Annotated in this window: 26 protein-coding genes and 1 pseudogene; 20 read left to right on the top strand and 7 right to left on the bottom strand. The window is 61.7% G+C overall.

Translation table 11 applies throughout. The features are described 5' to 3' along the window. A partial coding sequence (locus N825_RS39975; RefSeq protein ID WP_198039017.1) for a GAF domain-containing protein occupies positions 1-271 on the top strand: 271 nt, incomplete at its 5' end. A gap of 700 nt (positions 272-971) precedes the next feature. Here the strand turns inward: N825_RS39975 and N825_RS37320 are convergent. Continuing rightward, positions 972-1,580 carry an HD-GYP domain-containing protein gene (locus N825_RS37320; protein WP_051513886.1) on the bottom strand — a complete coding sequence of 203 codons (609 nt, stop codon included), beginning with the start codon at positions 1,578-1,580 and terminating at the stop codon, positions 972-974. A gap of 665 nt (positions 1,581-2,245) precedes the next feature. Here N825_RS37320 and N825_RS39410 point away from each other — a divergent pair. From N825_RS39410 to N825_RS32655, 7 genes are all read left to right on the top strand, one after another. Next, positions 2,246-2,422, top strand: coding sequence for a hypothetical protein (locus N825_RS39410; RefSeq protein ID WP_157619707.1), 177 nt, complete (start codon positions 2,246-2,248; stop codon positions 2,420-2,422). A gap of 222 nt (positions 2,423-2,644) precedes the next feature. After that, positions 2,645-3,322, top strand: a complete 678-nt coding sequence (locus N825_RS32675) for a LuxR C-terminal-related transcriptional regulator (RefSeq protein WP_037460995.1) — start codon at positions 2,645-2,647, stop codon at positions 3,320-3,322. Between the two features lie 42 nt (positions 3,323-3,364). After that, the gene (locus N825_RS39405) at positions 3,365-3,583 is read left to right on the top strand and encodes a hypothetical protein (protein WP_157619706.1); all 219 of its coding nucleotides are present in this window, start codon (positions 3,365-3,367) and stop codon (positions 3,581-3,583) included. A gap of 27 nt (positions 3,584-3,610) precedes the next feature. Continuing rightward, a complete protein-coding gene (locus N825_RS32670; protein WP_037460993.1) occupies positions 3,611-3,805 on the top strand; it encodes a hypothetical protein in 195 nt (64 codons plus the stop codon). Between the two features lie 9 nt (positions 3,806-3,814). Continuing rightward, on the top strand, positions 3,815-4,195 hold the full coding sequence (locus tag N825_RS32665; RefSeq protein WP_037460991.1) for a YkvA family protein: 381 nt from the start codon (positions 3,815-3,817) through the stop codon (positions 4,193-4,195). Between the two features lie 492 nt (positions 4,196-4,687). After that, complete coding sequence (locus tag N825_RS40865) at positions 4,688-5,770, top strand: PAS domain-containing protein (protein WP_051513883.1); 1,083 nt, start codon at positions 4,688-4,690, stop codon at positions 5,768-5,770. A gap of 207 nt (positions 5,771-5,977) precedes the next feature. Next, complete coding sequence (locus N825_RS32655; protein WP_037460988.1) at positions 5,978-6,403, top strand: PAS domain-containing protein; 426 nt, start codon at positions 5,978-5,980, stop codon at positions 6,401-6,403. Between the two features lie 167 nt (positions 6,404-6,570). Here the strand turns inward: N825_RS32655 and N825_RS32650 are convergent. Further along, a protein-coding gene (locus N825_RS32650) for an IS5 family transposase (protein ID WP_157619705.1) occupies positions 6,571-7,352 on the bottom strand; the annotation gives its coding sequence in 2 pieces (ribosomal slippage) (positions 6,571-7,031 and positions 7,031-7,352; 783 coding nt in all). Positions 7,353-7,421: 69 nt separating this feature from the next. On the opposite strand from N825_RS32650, the gene N825_RS32645 reads away from it, so the two are divergent. Next, positions 7,422-7,628 (top strand): hypothetical protein, encoded by a 207-nt coding sequence (locus tag N825_RS32645; RefSeq protein ID WP_037460984.1) that lies wholly within the window; start codon positions 7,422-7,424, stop codon positions 7,626-7,628. Between the two features lie 62 nt (positions 7,629-7,690). Then, positions 7,691-7,894 carry a hypothetical protein gene (locus N825_RS32640; protein WP_037460981.1) on the top strand — a complete coding sequence of 68 codons (204 nt, stop codon included), beginning with the start codon at positions 7,691-7,693 and terminating at the stop codon, positions 7,892-7,894. A 45-nt stretch (positions 7,895-7,939) separates the two neighbouring features. Here N825_RS32640 and N825_RS32635 read toward each other — a convergent pair whose 3' ends face one another. Further along, entirely contained in the window at positions 7,940-8,182 is a 243-nt protein-coding gene (locus tag N825_RS32635) for a hypothetical protein (RefSeq protein ID WP_037460979.1), read from the bottom strand. Between the two features lie 95 nt (positions 8,183-8,277). After that, entirely contained in the window at positions 8,278-8,961 is a 684-nt protein-coding gene (locus N825_RS32630) for a hypothetical protein (protein WP_037460977.1), read from the bottom strand. A gap of 397 nt (positions 8,962-9,358) precedes the next feature. Between N825_RS32630 and N825_RS39400 the strand changes: the two genes are divergently transcribed. From N825_RS39400 to N825_RS37315, 5 genes are all read left to right on the top strand, one after another. Continuing rightward, positions 9,359-9,529, top strand: coding sequence for a hypothetical protein (locus N825_RS39400; protein WP_157619704.1), 171 nt, complete (start codon positions 9,359-9,361; stop codon positions 9,527-9,529). A gap of 498 nt (positions 9,530-10,027) precedes the next feature. Continuing rightward, positions 10,028-10,621 (top strand): hypothetical protein, encoded by a 594-nt coding sequence (locus N825_RS32620; protein WP_037460972.1) that lies wholly within the window; start codon positions 10,028-10,030, stop codon positions 10,619-10,621. Between the two features lie 128 nt (positions 10,622-10,749). Beyond that, positions 10,750-11,256, top strand: a complete 507-nt coding sequence (locus N825_RS32615; protein ID WP_157619703.1) for a hypothetical protein — start codon at positions 10,750-10,752, stop codon at positions 11,254-11,256. A 100-nt stretch (positions 11,257-11,356) separates the two neighbouring features. Beyond that, complete coding sequence (locus N825_RS32610) at positions 11,357-11,947, top strand: HGGxSTG domain-containing protein (RefSeq protein ID WP_281174393.1); 591 nt, start codon at positions 11,357-11,359, stop codon at positions 11,945-11,947. A 111-nt stretch (positions 11,948-12,058) separates the two neighbouring features. Beyond that, complete coding sequence (locus N825_RS37315; RefSeq protein WP_051513878.1) at positions 12,059-12,580, top strand: HGGxSTG domain-containing protein; 522 nt, start codon at positions 12,059-12,061, stop codon at positions 12,578-12,580. 322 nt (positions 12,581-12,902) lie between these two features. Here N825_RS37315 and N825_RS32600 read toward each other — a convergent pair whose 3' ends face one another. The 3 genes from N825_RS32600 to N825_RS32590 all read right to left on the bottom strand — a co-directional run bounded on the left by N825_RS32600 (position 12,903) and on the right by N825_RS32590 (position 14,552). Beyond that, positions 12,903-13,226, bottom strand: coding sequence for a cyclophilin-like fold protein (locus tag N825_RS32600; RefSeq protein WP_198039016.1), 324 nt, complete (start codon positions 13,224-13,226; stop codon positions 12,903-12,905). A gap of 132 nt (positions 13,227-13,358) precedes the next feature. After that, on the bottom strand, positions 13,359-14,114 hold the full coding sequence (locus N825_RS32595; protein WP_037460968.1) for an SDR family NAD(P)-dependent oxidoreductase: 756 nt from the start codon (positions 14,112-14,114) through the stop codon (positions 13,359-13,361). A 42-nt stretch (positions 14,115-14,156) separates the two neighbouring features. After that, positions 14,157-14,552 carry a (R)-mandelonitrile lyase gene (locus N825_RS32590; protein WP_037461007.1) on the bottom strand — a complete coding sequence of 132 codons (396 nt, stop codon included), beginning with the start codon at positions 14,550-14,552 and terminating at the stop codon, positions 14,157-14,159. 311 nt (positions 14,553-14,863) lie between these two features. On the opposite strand from N825_RS32590, the gene N825_RS32585 reads away from it, so the two are divergent. From N825_RS32585 to N825_RS32570, 5 genes and pseudogenes are all read left to right on the top strand, one after another. Next, entirely contained in the window at positions 14,864-15,760 is an 897-nt protein-coding gene (locus N825_RS32585) for a LysR family transcriptional regulator (RefSeq protein ID WP_037460967.1), read from the top strand. Between the two features lie 505 nt (positions 15,761-16,265). Next, a pseudogene (locus N825_RS40585) lies at positions 16,266-16,946 on the top strand (hypothetical protein); the annotation flags it as partial. A gap of 24 nt (positions 16,947-16,970) precedes the next feature. Further along, positions 16,971-18,683, top strand: a complete 1,713-nt coding sequence (locus N825_RS32580) for a DUF4214 domain-containing protein (RefSeq protein WP_245613300.1) — start codon at positions 16,971-16,973, stop codon at positions 18,681-18,683. Positions 18,684-19,562: 879 nt separating this feature from the next. Next, positions 19,563-21,131: a DUF4214 domain-containing protein gene (locus N825_RS37310; protein WP_198039014.1), complete on the top strand. Its 1,569-nt coding sequence runs from the start codon at positions 19,563-19,565 to the stop codon at positions 21,129-21,131. A 748-nt stretch (positions 21,132-21,879) separates the two neighbouring features. Next, a complete protein-coding gene (locus tag N825_RS32570) occupies positions 21,880-22,671 on the top strand; it encodes an IS5 family transposase (protein ID WP_198039013.1) in 792 nt (263 codons plus the stop codon). Positions 22,672-22,741: the final 70 nt, after the last annotated feature.

The raw sequence follows: 22,741 nt of genomic DNA, 5'->3' as shown, positions 1-22,741 counted from the left end.
ACTTGTGGAATTCGCCCGTCAGCGCTTCATGGTTCCAACCGCCTTCATTTCATTGGTCGCCGAAAGTCGCCTGTGGTTCAAGGCCAAGGCTGGCTTGGATGTTGGGGAGACGTCGCGCGAGCACGCCTTCTGCGTCCATACCATCCAGCGGCGGCAGGTTCTCGTGGTCGAGGGCACGCGCGTCGATCCGCGTTTCATGGACGACCCTTTCGTCATCGGGCCGCCCCGGATCCGCTTCTACGCCGGCGCGTCCCTGATCCACAAACAATAGGCGATCGGCTCCTTCTGCATCATCGATGAAGCCCCACCGTTGTTTCCAGACACCGACCGGAAGGATCTGGTTGTTCTCGCCAAGGCGACGATCGCCGAGTTGGAGATGAGCCGGGCGCGGCGCTTTCTGTTGCCATGAGTGTGACTCTCGGATCGACGCGATCGGTCCCAGGAGCCCCGAAGTTTGTCTCTCGGATGTGGGCATCAAGCCCGGTCCGCCCATCCTCGCGATGCCGCGGGCGGTTCCCCGCGACCATGCTCGACGTTCAGCGCGCTGAAGCCGGTCGCCATGCTCGATGGCACGCCCCTCCGAAATCAGACGGCGCCGTGGAAAAAGGGATGCAGGCATTTCCGCCCCCATTTCCTCTGGAACCAAGTTCACCCCAATGCAATTTGCGCAGTGCGGTAGAGATGCCGCGACGCCTCTTCGGGCGTTTCCTCCCTAGACTTAGGCCGCCTCCTGTGAGGCGGCCTTCTTCTTGCACATTTCCGATAAAATTACAGTTTTCTAGTGGTATACGCATAAAGGTTAGGTATTTGGACGGCCTGAAAGTTTTTGAGGGGGTTATCGCCCCCGAGGGTGATCTCATGGCGACGCGGATCAGCGCCCGTGACTGAGGCGCCTCAGTTTGGTCCGTCGCATTTCGCGATGCGAAACGCATTCGCTTCGGAACCAACAAAGCATCCGGTCGTTGGGAGCGTCAACCGTCAAGGCACGCCGCGAACCGCTGGTGATGGAGCGCGAATAGGCGGAGTAGCTCCGGATCGAACATCCCAGGTTGGATCCGGTCGTCGCCAAACAGGATGATCCCCATGGCCTCCTCGTGGGACATCCCCTTCTTGTAAGGCCGGACGGCGCGCAGCGCGTCGTAGACGTCGCACAACCGCACCACCCGGGCGCTCACCGGAATGTGTTCGCCGGCGAGGCCGAACGGGTATCCGGTGCCGTCATGGTTCTCGTGATGGTACAGGGCCATCTCCGCAGCCAGGCGGTCATGGTGCCTCAGGCGCGTGTAGCCCAGAACCACGTGATCCCGCATGATCGACACCTCGTCCTGGTCCAAGGAACCCCGCTTGAGCGGGATCCCCGCCGGGATCCAGAGCTTGCCGAGGTCGTGGAGGGCGGCCGCCTCCCGCCAGCGCCCGGTCTCCCCAGCGCCGAAGCCGAGCAGCCCGCACAGGATGGTCACCAAGTCGCCGACCTCGTGGTTGTACGCTCCCACCCTGTCGACGCCCCCGCCGAACAGGACCTCGGCCTGTGGGATCCCGAAGCATGGGAGATCGGGCTCGGCGACCAACGTGGCTGGCATGACGGATCATCTCCGGGATGGTTATCACGCCGGGAAACTATCCATTATCGAATAAAAATTTAGTTAACTAGGCGATGTTCGTCGCGGCTTGGTCCTCGACGGCTGTTCTCGGACATCGTGGCGGATCCCAATGGATGTCCGGCGTTCATCCCCTCCACGATCTTACCCGGCTGTTCAGACGGGCCAACGTTGCGCCAAGACGTTCCGCCATGCTTGGTCTGGCGGCCCGCCCAAAGATGTATGGTGACGCGGCCGCGTGTCCATTCCCAGCGGTGTCCTCTCCGGAGGCACGCGCCCTGAACCGCTCCAGGATCATCGGCACACCTCGTGATCGGCGGATCAGCGTTGGCAGGAATAGGACACCAATGACGGCGAGGATCAGAAAGAGTTTGAAGGCGCTCATGCCCATGGCGATGCCCATCCGTCCCAATCAACAGTCCACGGATCAAACCATACCATGAGCGTGGAGCCTGATGAGAGCCGATGGAAACGCTCACGGCCTGATGGATCGTGGCGCTTCGCGGAACGCGACGCGAAACGCGTTTCCCCCATGGATAAGGACACCAGCCCCAACGGTGTGCGAACGGCGGTTCGCGGCATGGATCCTCAACCGTTCGTTCACCCGTCCCTGTTAGGTTCAGCGTTGTATTGGCTGGAGATGAGCGATGGGGCGTTTGGATTGGGTCGAGGACACATGGGGTGAGATCCTCCGGACCCTCATCGGCCACGGCATGATCGAGGACATTTTGGTCACAACTTCCAGGGAGATGATCATGGAGCGCGTGGTGGGGCTAGCGGAGATTTTCAACTTCCGCACACAAAACCCACACGTCGAGGCGTGATACGGCGTCGCCAGCCAACCGATGCCGCCGATGGGGCGAAGCGGCGTATGCCGGTCAAGCGGAACTCATAAGCCGATTTACTCTTTATATAGTATTAATTTTATCTTTATTGCTCAAGATTTTACGGGCAGTATCCCTCCAACGCGACGTCGAACGCGCCATGGTCCACCGGTTCGGACCTGGGCGAGGTTCGATCAACACCGCTTTTGGAGAGACCCCGCCATGACCTCGACCCGCACCGTTCTGATCGAATCCAACCGGCTGTTCCGCGAGGGACTGAAGCAACTGCTGGCCGGCACCCAGTTCGCGGTCGGCGCGGAGTTCAACACGATGGATCTGGCGATCGAGGGCGCCGCCACAGACGGCGCCACGCCGGCCTTGGTGGTCACGGGTCAGGCCATCAAGGAGGCGGCCGACCTCCAGCGGCTCCGCGATGCCCACCCCGCCGCCCGCATCGTCGTGCTGGCCGACGACGTCTCGGTCGACCTGCTGCGCCAGGCGATGGCTGGCGGCGCCGACGGCTTCCTGACCAAGAGCGTCTCTCCCGAGGCGCTGGTCCAGTCACTCCACCTGATCATGCTGGGCGAGAAGGTGTTCCCGACCAACCTCGCCGCCATGCTGATGGACATGACCAGCCAGCCGTCGCCGCCGAACTGGGTCCGGGGGCTGACGACACGCGAGCGGGAGATCCTCCAGTCGCTGGTCGGCGGCGCCAGCAACAAGGCCATCGCCAACCGGCTCGGCATCACCGAGGCGACCATCAAGGTCCACCTGAAGACGCTGCTGCGCAAGCTCGACGTCAACAACCGCACCCAGGCCGCCATCTGGGCCATGAACAACGGCTTTGGCGCCGAGACCGCCGCCACGCCGGCCCGCCACCTCCAGGCGGTTTCCGCTTGATCGGCGGGGCCGTCGCCAAGGCTTGGAAGGGAGTGGGATGTCATGGATCATGGTTCAGGGGCGCGGCGCGTGCCCGTGGCGATGCGTCCGGCGGGTCAATACTTGATTGGCCGCCTGCTCATGCTCGGGGAACGACTAACCCGTGAACGGTGGAACAGCTTCGCCGTCGGCGCCGATGTGATTTGCGCCTGCGCCCTGCGGGAAATGCCGGTCGACGATCCGGCATCGGACGTCTGGGACAATCGTCGTGGGCGGGGTTGACCGCCTCGCCATGGGCTCTGGAATGGCATGGGCGAGGTCCTGGACACGCCGCCCGACACGCTGGTCGGTGTGCTCGCCAAGCTGGAGTTCTTCTGGCTGATCCGGGACTACATGGGCGATGATGGTGACGAGTTCCTCGACATCATCCAGGAGGATCCGAGGGCGCTCGCGTGGGCGGAAGGTTCACGCGCCGCCATTGTCCATCGTCACGGCGGCGCGTGAGGGGAGCGGATGCCACGACGGATCAAGGAATGGGCGCGGGTGATCAGGCGGGATGTCCACGCCCTCTGGCTCGCCGCCCGCGACCCACGCACCCCTTGGTACGCCAAGGTGTTCGCGCTGGCCATCGCCGCCTACGCGCTCTCGCCCATCGACCTGATCCCCGACTTCATCCCGGTCGTCGGCTACTTGGATGAGGTGATCCTGTTACCTCTCGCGATCATGGTGGCCACACGGCTGGTGCCCCCCGATCTGATGGCGGAGCATCTCGCCGCCGCCGCCAGGGCCGAGGGGAGGCCCATGAGCCGCGCGGGCATGGTCTTCATAGTGACGGTTTGGCTGCTGGCCGCGGGAGCGCTGATCTGGTGGCTGTGGCCCCGCGTCGCGCGGTAGGCGACGCGGGAACCCCTTCCCAGGAAGCGGGCTTGCCGCCGCTCCGTTGCCTTGGCGGATGTTTCCGCGCGTTCCATGGCGTCACCCCGTGAAACCATCACGCCGATGCTCCGTTTCACGCCCGTCCGACGAACCGTGATCGACACGCTGGCACGGTTGGTAACTTCCAGTGGGGCATGAGTGGTGACGGCGAACCGGCAACGATCGCATCCAAGCGCCAGCGAGATCCAACGTCGCTGTCAGGAGCATCTCGTGTGGGATCTGCGCCGACAGCGGGACCAGGCGTTTCGCAATGGAGCATGGTTTGGCTTCACCATCGGCGCCGGCGTCTCCGGTCTCGCCTTCATCTGTGGAGCGTTGCTGACATGAGGAATCGTCACCGAAGCTCCCGCGCCTTCCATTATCGGTGGCTGATAAAAGCATGCGACGCATTCCAGCCTGTTGTGTTGTTGTCATTGGTGATGACACCCCGAGCGGCATGATTGGCAAGCCATGGACGACGAACCGCCCCAAGTCGACAATGCCCAGCCCAGCCTGGAGGCTTGGCCTCTGGTCGAGGTGGTTCGTCAATCCCATACGCCGACGGTGCTGACGAACCCACGCCTACCCGACAACCCGATCGTCCTGGCCAACGACGCCTTCCTGCGCCTGACCGGCCACGGGCGCGACGAGGTGCTGGGGCGCAACTGCCGCTTCCTGGCCGGATCGGAGACCGATCGGAGTGTCAGCGCCATGATCGGCTTGGCGATCGAGGAGATCCGCCCGGTCACCGCCACGCTGTTGAACCACCGCAAGGATGGTTCGACCTTCTGGAGCGAGATCCACATCAGCCCCATCCTCGACGCGGCGGGCACCCTGGCCTTCTTCGTCGGATACCAAACCGACATCACCCGGCGGGTGGAGGCCGAACAAGCCCTGGGCCGCGCGCACCATGAGCTCGGGGAACGCCTGGCCGAACGCGAGGACCTGATCCGCGAGATCCACCACCGCGTCCGCAACAACCTACAGACCATCATCAGCCTGCTCAACCTGGAACGGCGCCGCCTTGATCCAGCGATGCGCCAATGGTTGAGCGTCGTCAGCCAACCGGTGAACGTGCTGGGGAGCATCCACGAGCAATTGGAGACCTTCGCCAACTGGAGCGTGATCGACTTCGCCCGCCATCTGAGGGAGACCGGCGCCGCGCTGGCGGCTCTGTTCGAGGACTCCATCGAGGTCGACGCCGACCCTTTCACGTGCGACGTCGACGCGGCCGTGTCCCTCGGGCTGATCGCCAACGAGCTGATCTCCGCCCAGCTCGACCTCGTCGAGGGGAGTGGTGGGGAGGAGCGCGCCACGATCACGGTCCGGCTCAGGCACCACCAGACAGCCGGGGTCGTCGAACTCAGGATCGGGGTCGCGGATGTCGGGAACGCTTCCTGGTCGGCCAGTGACGCCCTTCCCCCAAGCGACATCGTCGACGCGCTCGTCGAGCGGATCGGCGCCGAGTTGGTTCCCGATCCAAGTGGGCGTCCGGCCGTGACGCTGGTCGTACCCACCCGGAACCTCATCCCCGAAACCCGGTCCCCATGCTGATGTCAACTTTTGGAAGCGCCACCACCCCGACACGGATCCGTCCGCGGTGGCGGACTCGTCGGTGGGGAGCCGTCCGTGGATGACGCGGAATCCAGGAGCGGCCGAACGCCCAACGACATCCTGGGGCTGCGGCACAGGCCCTCCGAGGTTCCGGAGCTCGCGCGCGACGGGCTGGCCTATTGAGAAGGCAAGCTTGGCGGTCGGAGCATGCCCGCGCGGCGCGACCTCGATCCCATCCTGGAGATCCCAAGCCTGCTGCCCTGGATCATCCTGGTCGACGTCCCGCGCGATCCGCCGGACTTCCGGTACCGGCTGATCAGGACGGGAGTGGTCGCCCGCGCTCGGCGGGATTACACCGGCGCGCGCCTGTCGGAGTTGAGCCATATCGAACGCGGTGGCCCGCTCTGGACCGATAGGCTGGAGGTCATCGAAACACGGGCGCCCAGGCTGACGGCGCCATCCTACCGGGGTGGCGACGACACGGTCCGAGGCGTCTCCGGCGTCCACCTCCCACTGTCCAACGACGGTGGGAGCGTCGACATGATCCTAACCTTCGTCGCCTATCGGAGCCCACACGGTCACTTGCCAGGCAAGCCGTCTCCGATGAACGCGCCCGCCTGGAGCGATTGTTGAACCTCGTCCCGCCGGCCTCGCCGGTGGAACGCGTCACCTGGGAGCGGACGGTGGAGATCGTCACCCGGGCCGCGACGCGACGGTCGCCTTCGTCCAAGTGCCCTGGTTGATCCGGATCAATTTCCGTTCGCGGATGTTTCCGTGTTTGGACTACGCTTTAGGCCCTGTTATAGCTTAGAGCTTGGCTTGATCCAGTCGAAGACGGCGGCGAGGCAAAGGACGCCCATGAAAGAGGCTGCGGTTTTCTCGTAGCGGGTTGCGACGGCGCGCCACTCCTTGAGGCGCGCCCACAGACGCTCGACACGGTTGCGATTGTTGTGGATCCAGGCCGGGCACGCGACGGGCGCTTCCTTCTTCTTGGCCGGGATCGCCGGTCGGGCGCCCTGATCCCAGATGAACTGGCGAAACGCGTGTGAGGCATAGCCTTTGTCGCCAACGACCCAGCCTGGGATATCGGGTAGGCAATCGACCAGATCGGAGGCCAGCGGCAACTCGTGAGCCTGGCCCGGCGCCAGGGCGAAGCTTATCGCCCGGCCGGCGCCGTCGGTGATCACACACGCCTTGGTGCCATAGCCGCCGCGAGAGCGGCCAAGCGCTTCACGCACATCGCGCTGTGCTCCAGATCCCCTTTTTTGGGTGCCCCCGCCGCCTTGTGGTGCGCCCTGATTGAGGTGCCATCGAGAAAAGCCATGCCCAGGTCCACGCCGCGCTCCTGTGCCCGTTCGAGAAGCCGTTCCCAAACGCCCAAATGGCTCCAGCGGATGAAGGTCTGCGCCGCCCGCCACCAAGGCACCAGATCCGGCGGCACGCTACGCCATTTCGCACCGTTTTGATGCCGCCAGACAATCGCCTCAACCGTCTCGCGCAGAGCGACAGGCTCCGTTTTGCCCCGAGGCCGGCACTCATCGATCAAGGGTCCCAGCACCGCCCATTGATCGTCGTTCAACACAACAAGTCTGCTTTTCTCTGACATCCCTGATAGATAGGCATAGTGATCAAGCCATAACAGGGCCTAATCATGGCACAGGATCACTCATCACTGGCCGACCAGTTGAACGGCGTGATCATGCTGGCCGAGGTGTCTTGGCGCTCGCCATCGGGCGAATACGCTCATGCGGCTCGCGTGTTCCGACTTGTCGGGCGGATGCATGGACTGGCGGCCGTGGCGCGCCGGGCGGGATACGACGTGGATCCGAGGATCACCCACAAAGACATCCTCGGATGACGCTTTCCAGCATCACCCTCTGAACGCCCCGGACTCTTGACCGCCCCAGGTGTTGGATTGGAATGGAACCCAACCTCCTCCTGACCGCGCACCTGAATGGTCTGATCATGTTCGCCAAGGTGTCATGGCTGCATGCCGGAGGAAACCACGCCCAAGCGGCACGGATGTTGCAACGCGTCGCGCGGATCCAGCGAGCCGCGATCCGGGATGGACAGGTGGGCCGGCTCATGGATCTGCGCGTCAAGGACGAGGACATTCTTGGGTGACCTCCTCCAAATGAGGTCCTGATACCCCCAAGAAGACCACCACTCTCAGGCGGCGATGCCCTTCCACGACAGGGAAAGATCGTCTTGGGCTTCCTTCCACGCGATGATCATCGCCACGCGTCCGCCGATCTCCGTCTCGTCCAGATCGGGGCGCATCTCCAGCGCGACGGCGCGAGCGGCGAACCAAGCGTCGTAAAGGGGCAGGTTGAACGCGTATGAGATGTCGTGGGACAGGCAAACGGCCCGACGCAGTTCGGCGTCAGGTTCTTCGGGGATGGCGGCGCACACGTTTTCGACCTTGTTCGCGAAGGGGAGCGTGCAAACAATAAGTCGGAAAAGCTAAGAAAACGTTACGAATTTAGGAACGGTTTTGGGCAAATGGGTCAGGGATGTGGTGGCAAACTCCTGCGACCCTCAGCCGTTAGCATGACCACATCACCATCGTTATGCGCGAGGTGCAGGCCGGCAACAAGAATCGAACAGACGATGTCGGCGCATGGTAGGCACAGAGCGGCGGTGAAATGGTCTTCCTGATAGTAGCTGTCGCCGAGCTCCTTCGCGATAAACGTCAAGGGGGCGACGAGGTTGGACGCGGACGGCTTGATAAATCCATCGATGGATTTTGCTGTCGCCTCGATGCTGGCCGCTATGGCGACCATCTCTCCACGACGCCGCAGCCCACGCACCTTGTAGAGTGCGTTGTAGGCTTTGCTCACGGTCTGAGCCATGGGGCCGGTTACCTGCACAGCACAAGCGCGTGGATGAATGGCGCCGGACCAGAGGTCATCATGCAGCTTGCGCAGCGAGTCGAGGTTGTTGACCGAGACATGTTTGAACGGTGGGAGGACAACGACCGGCGTCGGAGCAGGCGTGGGAGCAGAAGTTGGCGTTGAGGATGACGTTTTGGCGAACCACCCCACAAGGCCGCCGATCCCGGCCCCAAGGGCCGCGCCAACCGGCCCGCCGAACGCGCCGATCATAGCGCCGGTAGCGGCCGTGCTGGCGACGACGCTGCGCGTTGAAGCGTCTTTGTTGCCGCTGCTGTGGGTCTGGTAGCGCCACGTCATCGCACGCCTCCAAAAATCATTAACATGGATGATGCGTACGTTTCAGGCCAGTTTCAAGCTGGTTCCCGCGTATCGAAACAAAGGGCCCCTTGCGAAGTATGGGAAGGTGAAATCAGTGGTTTAAGAGTCTGTTCGCAGAGTGGGGAAGCGCCGGCTGGTCTTTTCCGGAATGCTACTTCCAGGTGAATGAGGACTGAAGCGCGGGGCGATAGGCTATGACTACGGCCATCGCAACATCCATCGGATCACCAGCATAGCCAGCCGTGGCAACGAGATCTCGAACAACAACGCCGGCGTCACCGGCGCCCGTGGCTGGGATGGCGACACCAGCCTCCCCGAGGGCTCGGCCGGTGGAGGCCATACCCCGCCCCTGATCACCCGTGACGACATCCCGAAGGTGCCGCTGCCGGACAACGGCAAGCAGCTCGCGGACGCCCAGGCGGCCATTGGCGGCTTGGCATCCGCTCGCCAGCGGTTGGCACAGGCCACGGCGACCAAGCTTCCAAGCATGTCGATGGACGAACTGAGGCGGCGGATCACTGATCTGAGCAAAGGCAAGTGCGGCTGAATGGCGTTGAGCGGGCAAATACGCACCACTTCAAGCGGAAATCCCGCAGAGGGTGATGCCTCCACGGGGTTCCAGCGCGTAAGCACTTGTCGTTGGTCTGGCGAACGACGACTGCCAAGATCCACCCCCTTGGCTCAGAACACATACCACAGAGACCTCCATGAAATAAAATAAAAAATGGCTTACCTAGAAAATATATTCTCTGATAATGCTTATGCAGCTACGTACGTGTTTACACATTTGTTTTAATAATACTTTTCTTTCCATAGGGTTTCATAATTTCTGTTTGAGATGACTGATCTTCCACTCCATTCCAATGTCACTCAGGTCCGGCGCTCCACAACGTCGGAGTTGACCAACAACTTCTGGCTCCGCTGCGTGTCAGCAACGAACACCGGGACTGGAATGCGCGGATCATTTCTAACCAGGATGTCTTGCGGGATCCCTACTGCCATGTAAACTGGATCAGGGGCAGATTTTACCGGGAACAGTGCTGCCATGTTGGATGATGCCATTGATCTTAGGCCTGACATTCCACGTATCACGCAAGGGTTGCGTGATGTAGCCCGTAGGCGCCTGTTTACCGCGCCCGACATGCTCGACCGCATTGCTGAAGGACTGTACGACGACCCCCGGATACTCGTTCATGTCGATCAGCATATCGCTGTTCTGTCGCTGTATCCCGGCAGAGAGGAGGGTATGGTCCGAGAGAGGATCGATCGTTACGGCACCCCTTACCCAAACCTCTACACGCTGGACGGCGTCTCGGAAACCACAGGTCATCATGGTTACGAGATGCTCCACCAGAACCAGTACATGATCGCTCATCCTAATGGCAATACGATCGAGGGGGGCGTTATCTTCCACCTTTTCCCCGATTGCAGCTTCACTCTTGAACGCATGAGTATCCGTACCAGCTTGCCGGGCGGAGAGGTGTTGGAGTATCCGACACACCTGCTCCTGATGATCCGCTTTGGCGAGAGATTTTTGATGTTCGACGCGGTGCGCGACATGGACGATCTTGCAACTCAGCACGTCTTCGCGTCCCGCTTGGCGGCGGAGCATTATGCTAAAACAACCCAATCTCTATGACCAGCCAGCCGCTGAGTCCCCTACGCCACCTCGTTTACGATAACTCCCGGCAAACGGAGCGAGAATGCCAGCCCTATCTCGCAGAGATAGCTGACGCACTCTGTCTTGAGACATATCGGGATGTCGTCATGACCGGGCGGGAAGAAGCCAATAGGTTTGGCGAGTCGGATTTCACAGTTTCGGCACGGATCATGGTATCGAGAAGTTCTTTCAAAATCACAGCATATGTCTGGGAGGTGAAAGCGCCGCAGTGCTATCTTTATGAATTTGACAATAATCGGAACCGGCTTCGGCCGACAAAGGAACTCATTAAGGCTGAAAATCAACTCCTGCACTACGCCTCGGATTTTAGCGATATGCGAGCTTTCCGCAACCGTTACGGTCTCGATGCCTATTCGACGGTCATTCCCGCTGGCATCCTGATCGGGCGGGATGACAGACTTGTCAAACCGAGCAGACAGTTACAAGTGAGCGAGGCTGACGCCCGCGCGCTGTTCGACCAGACTTCACGCATTCGCGACCTGTACCTCTACGACCGAGCAGGGATACGCATCCGTACTTGGGATTGGGCGATCGAGGAGCATGAGGCCAAGCTCTGGTCACTTGCCAATCCGGGTGGTGCAGCACGGCCCTAAGGATTGTCTTTCTATTTTTAATGAGCAATAGCATATTGATTGGGTCAACATTCCTTGCGCCAGGAATTTCAAACCATCCGAGCCAGTTTTGAACAACCCCATGAACACGCCGCCAAAACGCCTCTGTGGAGCGAAGAACCGACTGGGTGAACCGTGCAAGGTTCGGCCGATGAAGGGCCGCGAGCGGTGTCGGCTTCACGGTGGCAAGACGCCAAAGGGCAAGACCGGCGGGGCGGCGAACGGCAACCACAAGCACGGACTGTATTCCGCCCATCTCAGCGACGAGGAGAGGGCCGCCTGGGACAGCCTGCCACTCGGCGGCGTCGACGACGAGCTGCGCATGTGCCGCGTCCTGCTCTCGCGCGCCCTCGCCTTGGAGGCCGAGATCGCCATCGACCCGAACAACGTCACCTACCTTGCCGGCTTCGAGCTGGCGGAGATCAGACGGTCATTGGACGGTGGGAGGATGAGCGCCGACACCACCTCGAGGCGGCCCGACGTGATGGCGCGGATCAACACCCTGCTCGGCCGGATCGGGAGCCTCGAGAAGCTGAGGGCCGACCTGATCGCCGGGACGGACGGTGACACCGGTCTCGATCAAGCCCGCCGGATCAAGAACGCGCTCGACGCCATCGAGGACGCCGTGATCGATCAGGGGGAACCGGAAACCGGCCGGGAGGAGAGCCAATGACCCATCCTCAAGCCGCCGCCGCCACCATCTGGACGTCGACGCACCGTGGTGGTGGAAAGCTGCCGATGCCCGTGTCCCGCCCGCTGCCACGGCCAATTTGAGAAATACCCCATGAAAGATCCTTCGGAAGCCCCTTCGAGGCGCCTTTGTGGAGCCCGGAACCGTCGGGGAACCCCCTGCCAGAAGCCGCCGCTCGCGGGCAGGACGCGGTGCATACTGCATGGGGGCAAGACGCCGAAGGGAGCCAGGGGAAACCGCACGCACGACCTCTACAGCCGGGCCCTGACCGAGGACGAGGCCACCGGCTGGGACGCCGTCCCTCTGGGCGACATCGATGCCGAGATCCGCATGTGCAAGATCTGGCTGGCACGTGCCATGGAGTTGGACACCGCCATAGGCGAGGACCCGGCCTCGCCAACCAACAAGGCGGGCATGGTGCTGAGCGAGGTGCGGCAAACGACGGCTGGCGAGAGCAAGTCCACCGACGTCATCGCGCGCCGGCCGGACGTCATGGCGCGCATCGACCGCCTGTTGGGGCGCATCGCGCAGTTGGAGAAGATCCGCTCCGACCTGATCTTGGCCCAGGCCGAGCAGGGCCGGGAGGATGGGTTGCCGCTGCCGTGGGTGGACTGATGGTTTCGGACAAGTTTTCAGATGCTTCAGAAGAGCGCGCGAAGGAAGGCGGACGCCTCTGTGGTGCCCGGAACAAGCAAGGTCAGCCGTGCCGGAAATCGCCACTGAAGGAGTCTGAGTAGCAGCGGAACAGAAAATCCGATCTGGCATCGGCCTGAACGCTCACCGGGAGGGCCAGTTATTCGACCAGCCACATCGACCGGCTGGAAAGCGCGGAACTCACGCGGCGGTGCCATGCCCTGACCCAGGCGATCCGCACGATCAAGCAAGGCCGCGTTGCGGACCGCGGGTCGGATTGTGGTCGTGCTCCACGCCAGATGCCTCACTCGCTGGCGTGCTCGATCCGAACCGCAATCCGACCCGGACGGTCGAAGATGGAAACTTCCCCGGTCACCTTGCCGAGGATCACGATTCCGGGCTGGGGGACACGGCCCTCGCGATAGTAGATCACGAAATGGTCTGGTCCCCAGAGCCCCAGCGTGCCGGCCACGAAGTCCCGCTGTCGCGGAACCTCCGGCAGCGGTGTCGGCAGGTTGCCGGTCTTCTCCTGGCGGAGGTGATCGCTCATCTCGATGGTGATCGGCAGCATCTTGATCAGCGAACGCGCCGCGGCGTTGTCCACCAGCTCCGCCGAGACGTCCCCCATTCCGACGATATTTGGATACGTTCCTGAGCCATAATGGAACCCGATGATAGTATCGCCAGAGTGGCGGTGGCGGCGATTTGGCGAATTCGCATGTCGGCTGTTTCTCCTGATCCATGATCGCTGAGTGGGCGGCTATAGCGACCAGCCGCCGTCAACCACGACCGACGCTCCGGTCACGAAGCCGCCTAGGTCGGAGCACATCCACAGCACGGCCTCGGCAATCTCTTCCGGCTTTCCAAGGCGGCCGACCGGCTCCAGGTCGATCGCCTTCTGAATGTCGCCATCGGTGAAGCGGTCCATCATTGGCGTGGCGATGTTGCCGGGCAGGACACAGTTCACACGAATGTTCCGCTTGGCATAATCGAGCGCGGCGGACTTGGTCATGCCGATCATCGCGTGCTTGGACGCCGCATAGGATGCCCCGCCCGCGACGCCGCGGATGCCGGCGCCTGAGGAGGTATTCACCACAACGCCACCACCCTGACGCAACATTTGCGCGATCTCGTGCTTCATGCAGACGAAGGTGCCGCGTAGATTGATACCGAGGATGCGATCCCACTCCTCAAGCTCGATTTCATGAAGCGGCGTCGCCTTATTCTCGACTCCGGCGTTGTTGAACGCGCAGTCGATGCGGCCGAAGGTATTGACGGCCCGTGCGACCGCGGCCTCGATTTCTTCCGGCTTCGACACGTCGCAAGCGATCGCCAGCACCTCGCCGCCGATCTCCTTTACGGATTCCCCGGTCTCCCGCAGAGCCGCCTCGACCCGATCGGTAACCACCACGCGCGCGCCTTCGACCGCGAACGCCACAGCGGTCGCACGGCCGATGCCGCTGGCGGCCCCGGTGATGAAGGCCGTCTTGCCTTCGAAACGTTTTGCATTGGACATTGTGTGGGCTTCCTTAGCGATTGAGGGTTTCACCAAGCCTTTTCAGCGCACGTACTGCTCGTCGCTGACCTTCTCGAGCCAATCGACTGCCTTCCCGTCAAGAGACTCCTGGATGGCTATGTGGGTCATGGCGTTGGTCGGGGTGGCGCCGTGCCAGTGCCGGACTCCTGGCGGAAACCACACGACGTCGCCCGGCCGGACCTCCTCGACGGGACCGCCCTCCCGCTGAACCCAGCCCGTGCCGGAAACGATGATCAGCGTCTGGCCGAGGGGATGCGTGTGCCACGCCGTGCGGGCGCCCGGTTCGAACGTGACTGAGGCGGAGCCCACGCGCGCCGGCTCCGGGGCCATGTGCAGCGGATCGATGCGCACCTGTCCGGTAAACCACGCGTCTGGCCCTTTTTGCGAGGATTGTTCTCCGTTGCGCTTGATCTGCATAGACGTGCTCCTAAGCTCTGGCCCCGCAACCTGCCCTGCCATCGCGGGCGACAGGCCCATCGGGGCGATGAGGGCGGATATGCAAAGCGCCATGGACGCGACGGCGCCCCAGGCGGGCGTGGCGGGTTGGATCAAGGCTTTGTCGTGGGCCGAGTGCATTATCCACCTCAGGGTTTCAGGGGCTCCCGCAAAGTCAGATGCCGCGGGCTCCCATAAGATGGCGCGTGACCATGCCTTCGATTACTGGCTATAATTCGTTTGCATTAATCGATGCATAGCATAAATCCATGAAGGCGAGACGGCAAAAATCCATGTCGAAACAGGACTTCAATGATCTTCTGTGGTTTCTGGCGGTTGCGCGGGAGCGGAGCTTCACCAAAGCTGCGGCAAAGCTCGGCATCGCGCAATCCACTCTCAGCCACACGATCAAGCGACTTGAGACGCGGATGGGCATCCGTCTCCTGGCGCGGACGACCAGGAGCGTTGGGCTAACCGAGGCCGGAGCGCGGTTAAGGCAGTCTCTCGCACCCCGTATCGAAGAGATCGAGGAAGATATCGCGGCGCTCATGGCGTTTCGCGACAAGCCTTCCGGCAGCATCAGGATCACGCTGTCGGACCATGCGCTCGCGACAGCGGTCTGGCCTAAACTGCGGCCGGTCCTGAAAGACTATCCGGACATCAAGCTGGAGTTCAGCCTCGACACGGGTTTCCGGAACATCGTCGAGGACGGTTTCGAGGCCGGCATACGGCTGGGCGAGAGCGTGGAAAAAGACATGATCGCGGTCCGCATCGGTCCCGACTGGCGGCTGGTGGCCGTGGCCTCGCCCGGTTATTTCTCGGCGCATCCCGCGCCGCGACATCCCAAGGATCTGGTCCGACACAACTGCATCAACATGCGCCAGTCCACGGGCGGCGGACGTTACGCCTGGGAGTTCGCGAAGGGTGGGCAGGAGCTACGGGTCAGGGTCGACGGCCAGCTTACCTTCAATAATTCCTACGCGATGATCGACGCGGCGCTGAACGGTTACGGCATCGCGTACGTCCCGGAGAATATCGTCGCGGATCACATCAGGTCTGGCGAACTCGTCCTGGCGCTTGATGACTGGTCGCCCCTGTTTGACGGCTATTTCATCTACTATCCCAGCAAGCGCCAGAACTCAGCCGCGTTCAAGGTGGTGGTCGATGCGCTGAGGCATCGCTCGAGTTGACGCCTGTGGTCGTAATGCCTCGTTCTGCTTCGCCTGGATGGATGCCTGTCGGTAAACACCAAAAAGCCGGACGTGTCGGGGCGGATGAACATGCTGGTCGGCCGCATCGCCTTGTTGGAGCGGCCGCGCGCCGAGAGGTTTTGGCAGGGTGTGGGGAATAGCTCGGATTGATAAGCATCTGGAAACCCCGAAAAGATCTCCAGCGGTGGGATGACCATCTAGAACATTCGAGGAAGAGACTTCAAAATGCTGGTCGAACGGCACAAGCGACTTGTGGTGTCTCTCCAGTCATCCGTGAAGGGGCACGGTAGGGTCAGGCTGGCAATCGACGAATGTGACCGATGTGCGATCGAGGCGAACCACTGATCTAGAACCTCCAGCCCGACGTCGTTTCCACGAAGAGTGACGAAGACACCCCTTTACCTAGTACCAAATTCCCTCTAAATTTTTTATGATATTTTTAATAAAATTATCTAACATTATCGCGTCCGTGGAGTTCGTTTGAATGGCTTTGGTTTGGTTTCATTTCTCGGCCGTGGGGAATTGGGAAGTCTACGACCAGGAAAAGCCTCAGCTAGGGCCCAAGATCACGCTAAACGGTCAGTATGCGGGAATGATGCAATGGTATGGGGACTGGGCATACATCACGCCCAGCCTCGAACTACAGCGTGAATACGGTCCCGGATATCGCTATTTCATGTATTACACGCTGGATGCGGTGAGCTTTGAGCCACAATCGGAAGATGGGCATGGCTCTTATCTTCCCGAATTCCAGATCCCGTGGGCGCCAACCACTCAGATCGCACCCATCAAAGAGTATGCGACCTATTCGAGATGGGCGCGTTGGGATGTCCCAAGTGGTTGGCATCCCCCGGAGAGCTTTCCAACCACGCCGCCGGACGAGCCGAAGCCGGACCCACTTTTCACATCCGACGTGGACTCTGTTGATTTCCGCCGCTTGTCAGACAGGCAGAAAGAAGCGGTCGACGCTCATCCTGGCTCCATATACGACGCTTTGGGCGGCAACGATACCGTGACCTTGCCGCATTCGGCGTGGCGTCAACTCACTCCATCCGTGTCATGGGATCCGCTCAAGATCTTCCATGGTGGTCCTGGGAACGACACGATTGTCGGTGGCGACGGCGACGACAGGATCTCTGGGGACGCCGGCAACGACAAGATCCGTGGTGGCGAGGGAGGTTTGCCGGACATGGACACCGTGTACCTGTCTGGAAAGCCCAGCGATTACGCGTTCAGCGAGGGGGACCCTTCCTGGCTGTCGGCCTACAACACGAAGACCACCGAGAAGGACCTCATCTCGGCCGACGTCGAGTTCGTCAGGTTCGAGGCGTTCGGCGACAACGCGGTGTCGGTGAACAACGTCCACCACGAGCTGGCCAAGCTGGCGAACCGGTCATACAAGGACACCAGTCCCGCACAGGATGGCGCCAGCGGATGGCGGCCGATGCTGGCCCAGGAGTTGGGCTTGTCCCCCAGGGCGACCGACACGCGCGAATACGGCATCAAGTACGAGATGCGCGACGGCATCTACCGCTCGTTCGGCGCCACCAGCATCGATCCATTCGGCGTGGTGGCCCACGTCTCCTACGCCAAGGTCAACGGAACACCCACCCTCGCCGTCGCCTTCAGGGGCACCACCGATTTCGAGGATGGCCTGGAATTCTTGGGGTTCTCCAAGTACTACGACCGTTACAAGCCGCTGGTCGACGCCATCAAGCACTATGTCCAGGAAACCAACATCCCCAAGGTCTACGTGACCGGGCACAGCCTCGGTGGCGCCATGGCCCAGATGTTCATGCAGGAGACCGGCGTCCTCGGCGACGACAGGTATTTCGGCGTGACCTTCGGCTCTCCCGGCGCCCCGAAACACGCTCCCGATCCACGGATGTTCCACTTCGAACACACCGACGATCGGGTGGTTGGTTTGGGGAAGCTCGCCCATTCCGACGACCTGCCATTGACGCTCAAGGCATTGCTGTCGATCTTCACCGAGGTCCGGGATTACGACACGTCGGGTCAGGCGATCAGGAAGGTCATTCCGGGCTTTGGGCTCCCGAACACCGAACACGCCATGGATCTCTACGAGAAGACCGCCCTTCTCAGCAGGTCGGGGATCTCGGGAAAGGACACTGGAACGAGCAGCTATGTCGATGGGGAGTTGGTCCAGGACGCGCACCATTACGCCTCGGAGATCCACCGCCTCTACCAGTCCGCCCTCGACCGTCTGCCCGACATGGACGGCCTGGTCAACTGGATCGGCGCGCTGAAGGCCGGCATGACGCTCAAGCAGGCGGCCGGGGGCTTCACCGACTCCACGGAGTTCCGCCTCCACTATGGGGCGCCCGATGACGCGGGCTTCGTCAAGCAGCTCTACCTCAACGTGCTCGACCGCGAGGCGGACGCGGGAGGCCTGTCGAACTGGACCAAGGCCATGTCGGCCGGGATGACGCGCGCCGAGGCCCTGGTGGGGTTCTCGGAGTCCGCGGAGAACATCCAGCGGATGGCGCCCGTCCTGGAGGAGGGCATCTGGGTCCGCGACAACACCGCCGCCACGGTGGCGAGGCTCTACGACAGCGTCCTCGACAGGCTGCCCGACGCCGGCGGGCTTGGCGCCTGGACCGACGCCATCAAGGCGGGGATGGGCCTGGACCAAGCCGCCGACGGCTTCACCGGATCCCCGGAGTTCCAGCAGCGCTACGGCGCCCTCGACAACACGAACTTCGTGAAGACCTTGTACCGCAACGTCCTGGACCGCGAGGCGGAGCCCGGCGGCCTGGCCAACTGGAGGAGCGCGCTGGATGCCGGCGTCGACCGCTCCGACATTGTCCTCGCCTTCTCGGAGTCGGCCGAGCACGTGATGAAGCTGGCGCCCCGCATCGACGACGGCATTTGGCTGTTGTGAGAGCGGATCAGCGCGTGGACTGCCTCGGAGCACATCGTGTGGTTTCTCTGCTGCATGGGTCGCGGATTGGCTGATCAGTCATACTGGACCTGGTCGAGAAACTGGCGGAGCCGCGCCTTCATGGCGGCCCGGCTGGTCGCCGTTGACGGTTGGGGCTGGGCGGGTGGGGCACCCGGCTTCACCCCGTTGGCCAGGATCGTGTTGGTATCGAGCGCGCGTTTGACCAGAAGCGTATGACAACACCTCATCCGAAAGCATATAAGCCATTGTTTTTTCTATGTGTCAGCAGGTTAATGAACGCTTTTAATACAAATACCAATCGAGGGTCCCATCGCAAAGCCCAACCAAAAGAAACTATTCCAAAAAGGATAAATATTAAATTTTATTGAGTTTTTATAACGTTTCTTTTCAATGGGCGTATCAGTGAGTGAGGGAAGCATGTCCAGAATCCTATACTACGCCATGGAGTTCGTCGCACTATTGGAGACACCGCCATCTGACTACAGTTTTACTGGGCGGAACCCTCGCTTGACTATTGGGTCTCAAAATACTTTCCATCAAAAATATGAACAATACGGTGGCAAATACAGTCCTGGAGATTATTACGATTATGGTGAGTTTGGGATATCATCAGCCACTTTTATTCGACCGCCAAATTTTGACACAGAAACTTATACAGTAAAAACGGCTAACTGGACGTTTACATCAAAAAAATGGAGCACCCTATCTGTTCCAGATGATTTTGTGATCCCACAAGAGTTGGATCATGGGGAGCTGTCGGATCATTGGAACTACAATCCCAACTCCGGTTACTCTGCGGGAATATCCGGATCCTATGACGCCTCATCCGGAACGTACTCGACCTTCGGATCCCAAACCGTGAAGATCGCCACCTCCGCCATTGGCTACGGCATGCAGACGGCCGCGGAGGACATCGTTCGGGGAGTGGCCGTCAAGAATGGCCTGGGAGCGTATTGGGACGCTTTCTCGCGGGTCTATGACGCGAGTACCGCCGTCCAGAACTACCACCAGAACGCCACAACGCTGTATTCGAACCTGTTGAACAACTTCGACACGATCAGTTCCAGGGACGCCGACGCACTCGTGGACAACTTCGCGAGGACGGCACAGAGGGACCTTGTGGAGAGCCTCACGCGCATGGTCGATCAGCACGGCGGCGTGTCCGATCTGATGAACGCCATCCGGCTGACCAATACGGTATATCCAAGCTTGGGCGGAACCAAGAACGCGAACATCACGGTCGATTACGTCCTGGACTCCCCGGACTCGCCGCTCACCCAATCGGAGGGTTACGAATCGGTGATCATCCTGGACGGGGGCGCCTCGACCAAGATGACGGGCAGCTCTAAGAAGGACTTCATCGCCGGTGGTGGGGGCGACGACGTGATCCATGGCTACCGCGGCAACGACATCATAAATGGTGGGGGCGGCGATGATGTCCTACGGCCAGGCGAGGGCGACGACTGGGTGCGGGGAGGTGTTGGAAACGACAGGATCCACATCGACACCGGCGTGAAGATGCTCGATGGGGGCGAGGGAGCTGACACCCTGTACGCGCCCATGCCAATGAGGCACTACACCTTGAGCTCGCCCAGTCCCGTTCAATCGACCATCGGCTTCGGCATCAATTCGACCTCCCTGACCAGCGTCGAGAGGAAGGTCTTCGCCGACGGCGAATACACGAGCGACTGGCTTGGCGTCGTGGCGCAGATCCACCGCCTGTACGGGGCGGCCCTGGACCGCAAGCCCGACATGGGGGGGCTGGTCAACTGGAAGACGGCCGTCGAGAGCGGCGCCCTGACCTTGAAGCAAGCCGCCCAGGGGTTCCTGGAGTCGGCCGAAGCGCATCTGCGCTACGGCGTCCAGGACACCGTCGGGTTCGTCAACACCCTCTACCGCAACGTCCTGCACCGGGAGGCGGACGCCACGGGTCTCTCCAACTGGGTGACCGCCGTGAACGCCGGGATGGGCCGGGACGAAGCCCTCGTTCAATTCTCCGAATCCCCGGAGAACCAGGGGCGATCCCTCCAGGGAATGACGTACTATGGTTGGTGGGTTCGCGATGACAAGGCGGCGGAGGTCGCTCGCCTGTATGACAGCGCCTTCGACAGTCTGCCCGACGCCGGTGGTTTGGCGGCGTGGACGGACGGACACAAGGCCGGCATGTCGCTGACGGGAATGGCCGAGGGCTTCATCGGTTCGGCCGAGTTCCAGGCGCGCTACGGCGCGCTAGGCAACGAGGCTTTCGTCCAGCAACTCTACAAGAATGTATTGAACCGCACGGCGGACGCCGATGGTCTGAGGAACTGGACGACCGCGATCGACGCTGGCATGAGCAAGGCGGACATGGTGGTTGGCTTCTCGGAGTCGGCCGAGCATGTCATGCAGCGCGCACCCTACATCGACTACGGGATCTGGTATCTCTGACGCCGAACTGCTGCGGTAAGAACGACGGGAATGCGCTCGCCACGCTGGCTTCCATGTAGGTGAGGGCGGCCATGGCGCGGGCTGTCGGCCATAAAGGTGATCTAGCCAGTCACGGCCGTCGCTCAACGGGCGATCAGTGGTCCCAGCGCGGGCGATGAACACGGACCCAATCGCGGTAGCAAGCCCAGCAATGACGTCAGTCAGGTTCTGGTAGTAGACCGGCTTGGTTACCGAGCGTGCTTCCCATGTCGGTCTGGACGCGGACCACGCCAGTCGCGGTCCGCGTCAGTCGCTGAAATTGAGGGGTTCCGTTGCTCTGAGGGTGAGGCGACGATCAGGCCGGAGGCAAGGCTCCGATGCGGGAACCAGCGGCTTTCGCCATGGCTTCGGCCTTGGCGGGATCGGCTTGGTAGACGGCGGCCTGGGCAGTGTCGTCCCAGCTGTCCTTCGACCACGGGTTTCGCGAAAACCCGGCATCGTCACTGTTCGACCAGGCGCTTGCTTTCGCTTGGCCAAAAAAGTGACCACCCCCGTTGGTCTTCAGAATCTGTTCGCAGACGGGACGTTCCGACCTGTGCTGACCGGGATGCTACTTTGAGCTGAAAGAGGGCTGACGTGCGGGAGGTTGACGGGTTATGCCGGGAGCCGTCGTCAACAGTCGCCGAGCCAGTAGGATATGGGTACCGCCGTCAGAACCGCCAAGACTCGTCCGGCCACTTGGGATGCCTTTGCCGACGTTGACGTCTTCGTGGATGAGGTTCTGACGGAACTCGCAGCCATGGAGGCGGACGGCACGAAGCCGACCCGCTCCGGACCGCAGCCGGCGCTGGCTGGGCCGGCGTTGCGCAAGGCGATCATGGCGATCTGGTGCCTGTGCTTCCGCGGCATGCGGTGGCGCGCCATCGGGCAGCTGTGCGACATCCCGTTCAACACGCTGTTCACCCTGTTTTCCCGCTGGACCCGGCTCGGCCTGTGGCGCCGCCTGCTCGACCGCCTGCGCCGGACCTGGCGGCTGGCCCGCGGTGATGCCGCGGAGCCGACGGCTGTCGTCATTGACGGCAGATCCTGCCGCTCAGCGCCGAGTTGCTTCGGGCGCGGCTTCGATGGCGGCAAGAAGATCAATGGCGTCAAGGTTCACTTGGGCGTCGACAAGTACGGCATCCCGCTGGCGATCGACGTCTCGCCAGCCAACGTGCATGATACCAAAGGGATCATCCCGGTGCTCCGCGAGCTCTCCGGCAAAGGTTTCCGGGGATCGGCGCTGGGCGACCTCGGCTACCGGGGCAAGCGTCTGGCCGAGGCGAGCCGGAAGCTGGGCATCACCGTCAAGCCCGTCGCTCGCGGCCGTGATGGCAAGTTCCTCCCAGCCGGAATCCGCTGGGTGGTGGAGCGCTCCTTCTCCTGGATTGCCAATTACCGCCGGTTGAACTCGATCTTCGAGCGGACCAAGGAGCACCTCGTCGCCTTCATCGAGATCGCCTTCGTTTCCATCCTGTCCAGGCGCATCAAGCGCCTCGTGGCTGAGGAAGCCTCTGCCTGACTTCTACAAACAGCTTCTCAGACCCTCGACGGCACTCTGCCGGAGACGTTCAAAAAATGGTACCCGGCCA

This window comes from Skermanella stibiiresistens SB22, assembly GCF_000576635.1.
Taxonomy (GTDB): domain Bacteria; phylum Pseudomonadota; class Alphaproteobacteria; order Azospirillales; family Azospirillaceae; genus Skermanella; species Skermanella stibiiresistens.
Note: the sequence above shows the minus strand (reverse complement) of the source record. Positions and strands in the feature narration are given on the sequence as shown.

Coding starts and splice junctions, on each gene's coding strand:
- N825_RS32610 (WP_281174393.1), top strand. CDS start 11,357: ATGAACACGCCGCCAAAACGCCTCTGTGGAGCGAAGAACCGACTGGGT.
- N825_RS32655 (WP_037460988.1), top strand. CDS start 5,978: ATGCCCGCGCGGCGCGACCTCGATCCCATCCTGGAGATCCCAAGCCTG.
- N825_RS32630 (WP_037460977.1), bottom strand. CDS start 8,961: ATGACGTGGCGCTACCAGACCCACAGCAGCGGCAACAAAGACGCTTCA.
- N825_RS32675 (WP_037460995.1), top strand. CDS start 2,645: ATGACCTCGACCCGCACCGTTCTGATCGAATCCAACCGGCTGTTCCGC.
- N825_RS32580 (WP_245613300.1), top strand. CDS start 16,971: ATGGACACCGTGTACCTGTCTGGAAAGCCCAGCGATTACGCGTTCAGC.
- N825_RS32670 (WP_037460993.1), top strand. CDS start 3,611: ATGGGCGAGGTCCTGGACACGCCGCCCGACACGCTGGTCGGTGTGCTC.
- N825_RS37320 (WP_051513886.1), bottom strand. CDS start 1,580: ATGCCAGCCACGTTGGTCGCCGAGCCCGATCTCCCATGCTTCGGGATC.
- N825_RS39405 (WP_157619706.1), top strand. CDS start 3,365: ATGGATCATGGTTCAGGGGCGCGGCGCGTGCCCGTGGCGATGCGTCCG.
- N825_RS32595 (WP_037460968.1), bottom strand. CDS start 14,114: ATGTCCAATGCAAAACGTTTCGAAGGCAAGACGGCCTTCATCACCGGG.
- N825_RS39410 (WP_157619707.1), top strand. CDS start 2,246: ATGGGGCGTTTGGATTGGGTCGAGGACACATGGGGTGAGATCCTCCGG.
- N825_RS32620 (WP_037460972.1), top strand. CDS start 10,028: ATGTTGGATGATGCCATTGATCTTAGGCCTGACATTCCACGTATCACG.
- N825_RS40865 (WP_051513883.1), top strand. CDS start 4,688: ATGGACGACGAACCGCCCCAAGTCGACAATGCCCAGCCCAGCCTGGAG.
- N825_RS32665 (WP_037460991.1), top strand. CDS start 3,815: ATGCCACGACGGATCAAGGAATGGGCGCGGGTGATCAGGCGGGATGTC.
- N825_RS32615 (WP_157619703.1), top strand. CDS start 10,750: ATGACCGGGCGGGAAGAAGCCAATAGGTTTGGCGAGTCGGATTTCACA.
- N825_RS32640 (WP_037460981.1), top strand. CDS start 7,691: ATGGAACCCAACCTCCTCCTGACCGCGCACCTGAATGGTCTGATCATG.
- N825_RS32590 (WP_037461007.1), bottom strand. CDS start 14,552: ATGCAGATCAAGCGCAACGGAGAACAATCCTCGCAAAAAGGGCCAGAC.
- N825_RS32645 (WP_037460984.1), top strand. CDS start 7,422: ATGGCACAGGATCACTCATCACTGGCCGACCAGTTGAACGGCGTGATC.
- N825_RS32585 (WP_037460967.1), top strand. CDS start 14,864: ATGTCGAAACAGGACTTCAATGATCTTCTGTGGTTTCTGGCGGTTGCG.
- N825_RS32600 (WP_198039016.1), bottom strand. CDS start 13,226: ATGGGGGACGTCTCGGCGGAGCTGGTGGACAACGCCGCGGCGCGTTCG.
- N825_RS37315 (WP_051513878.1), top strand. CDS start 12,059: ATGAAAGATCCTTCGGAAGCCCCTTCGAGGCGCCTTTGTGGAGCCCGG.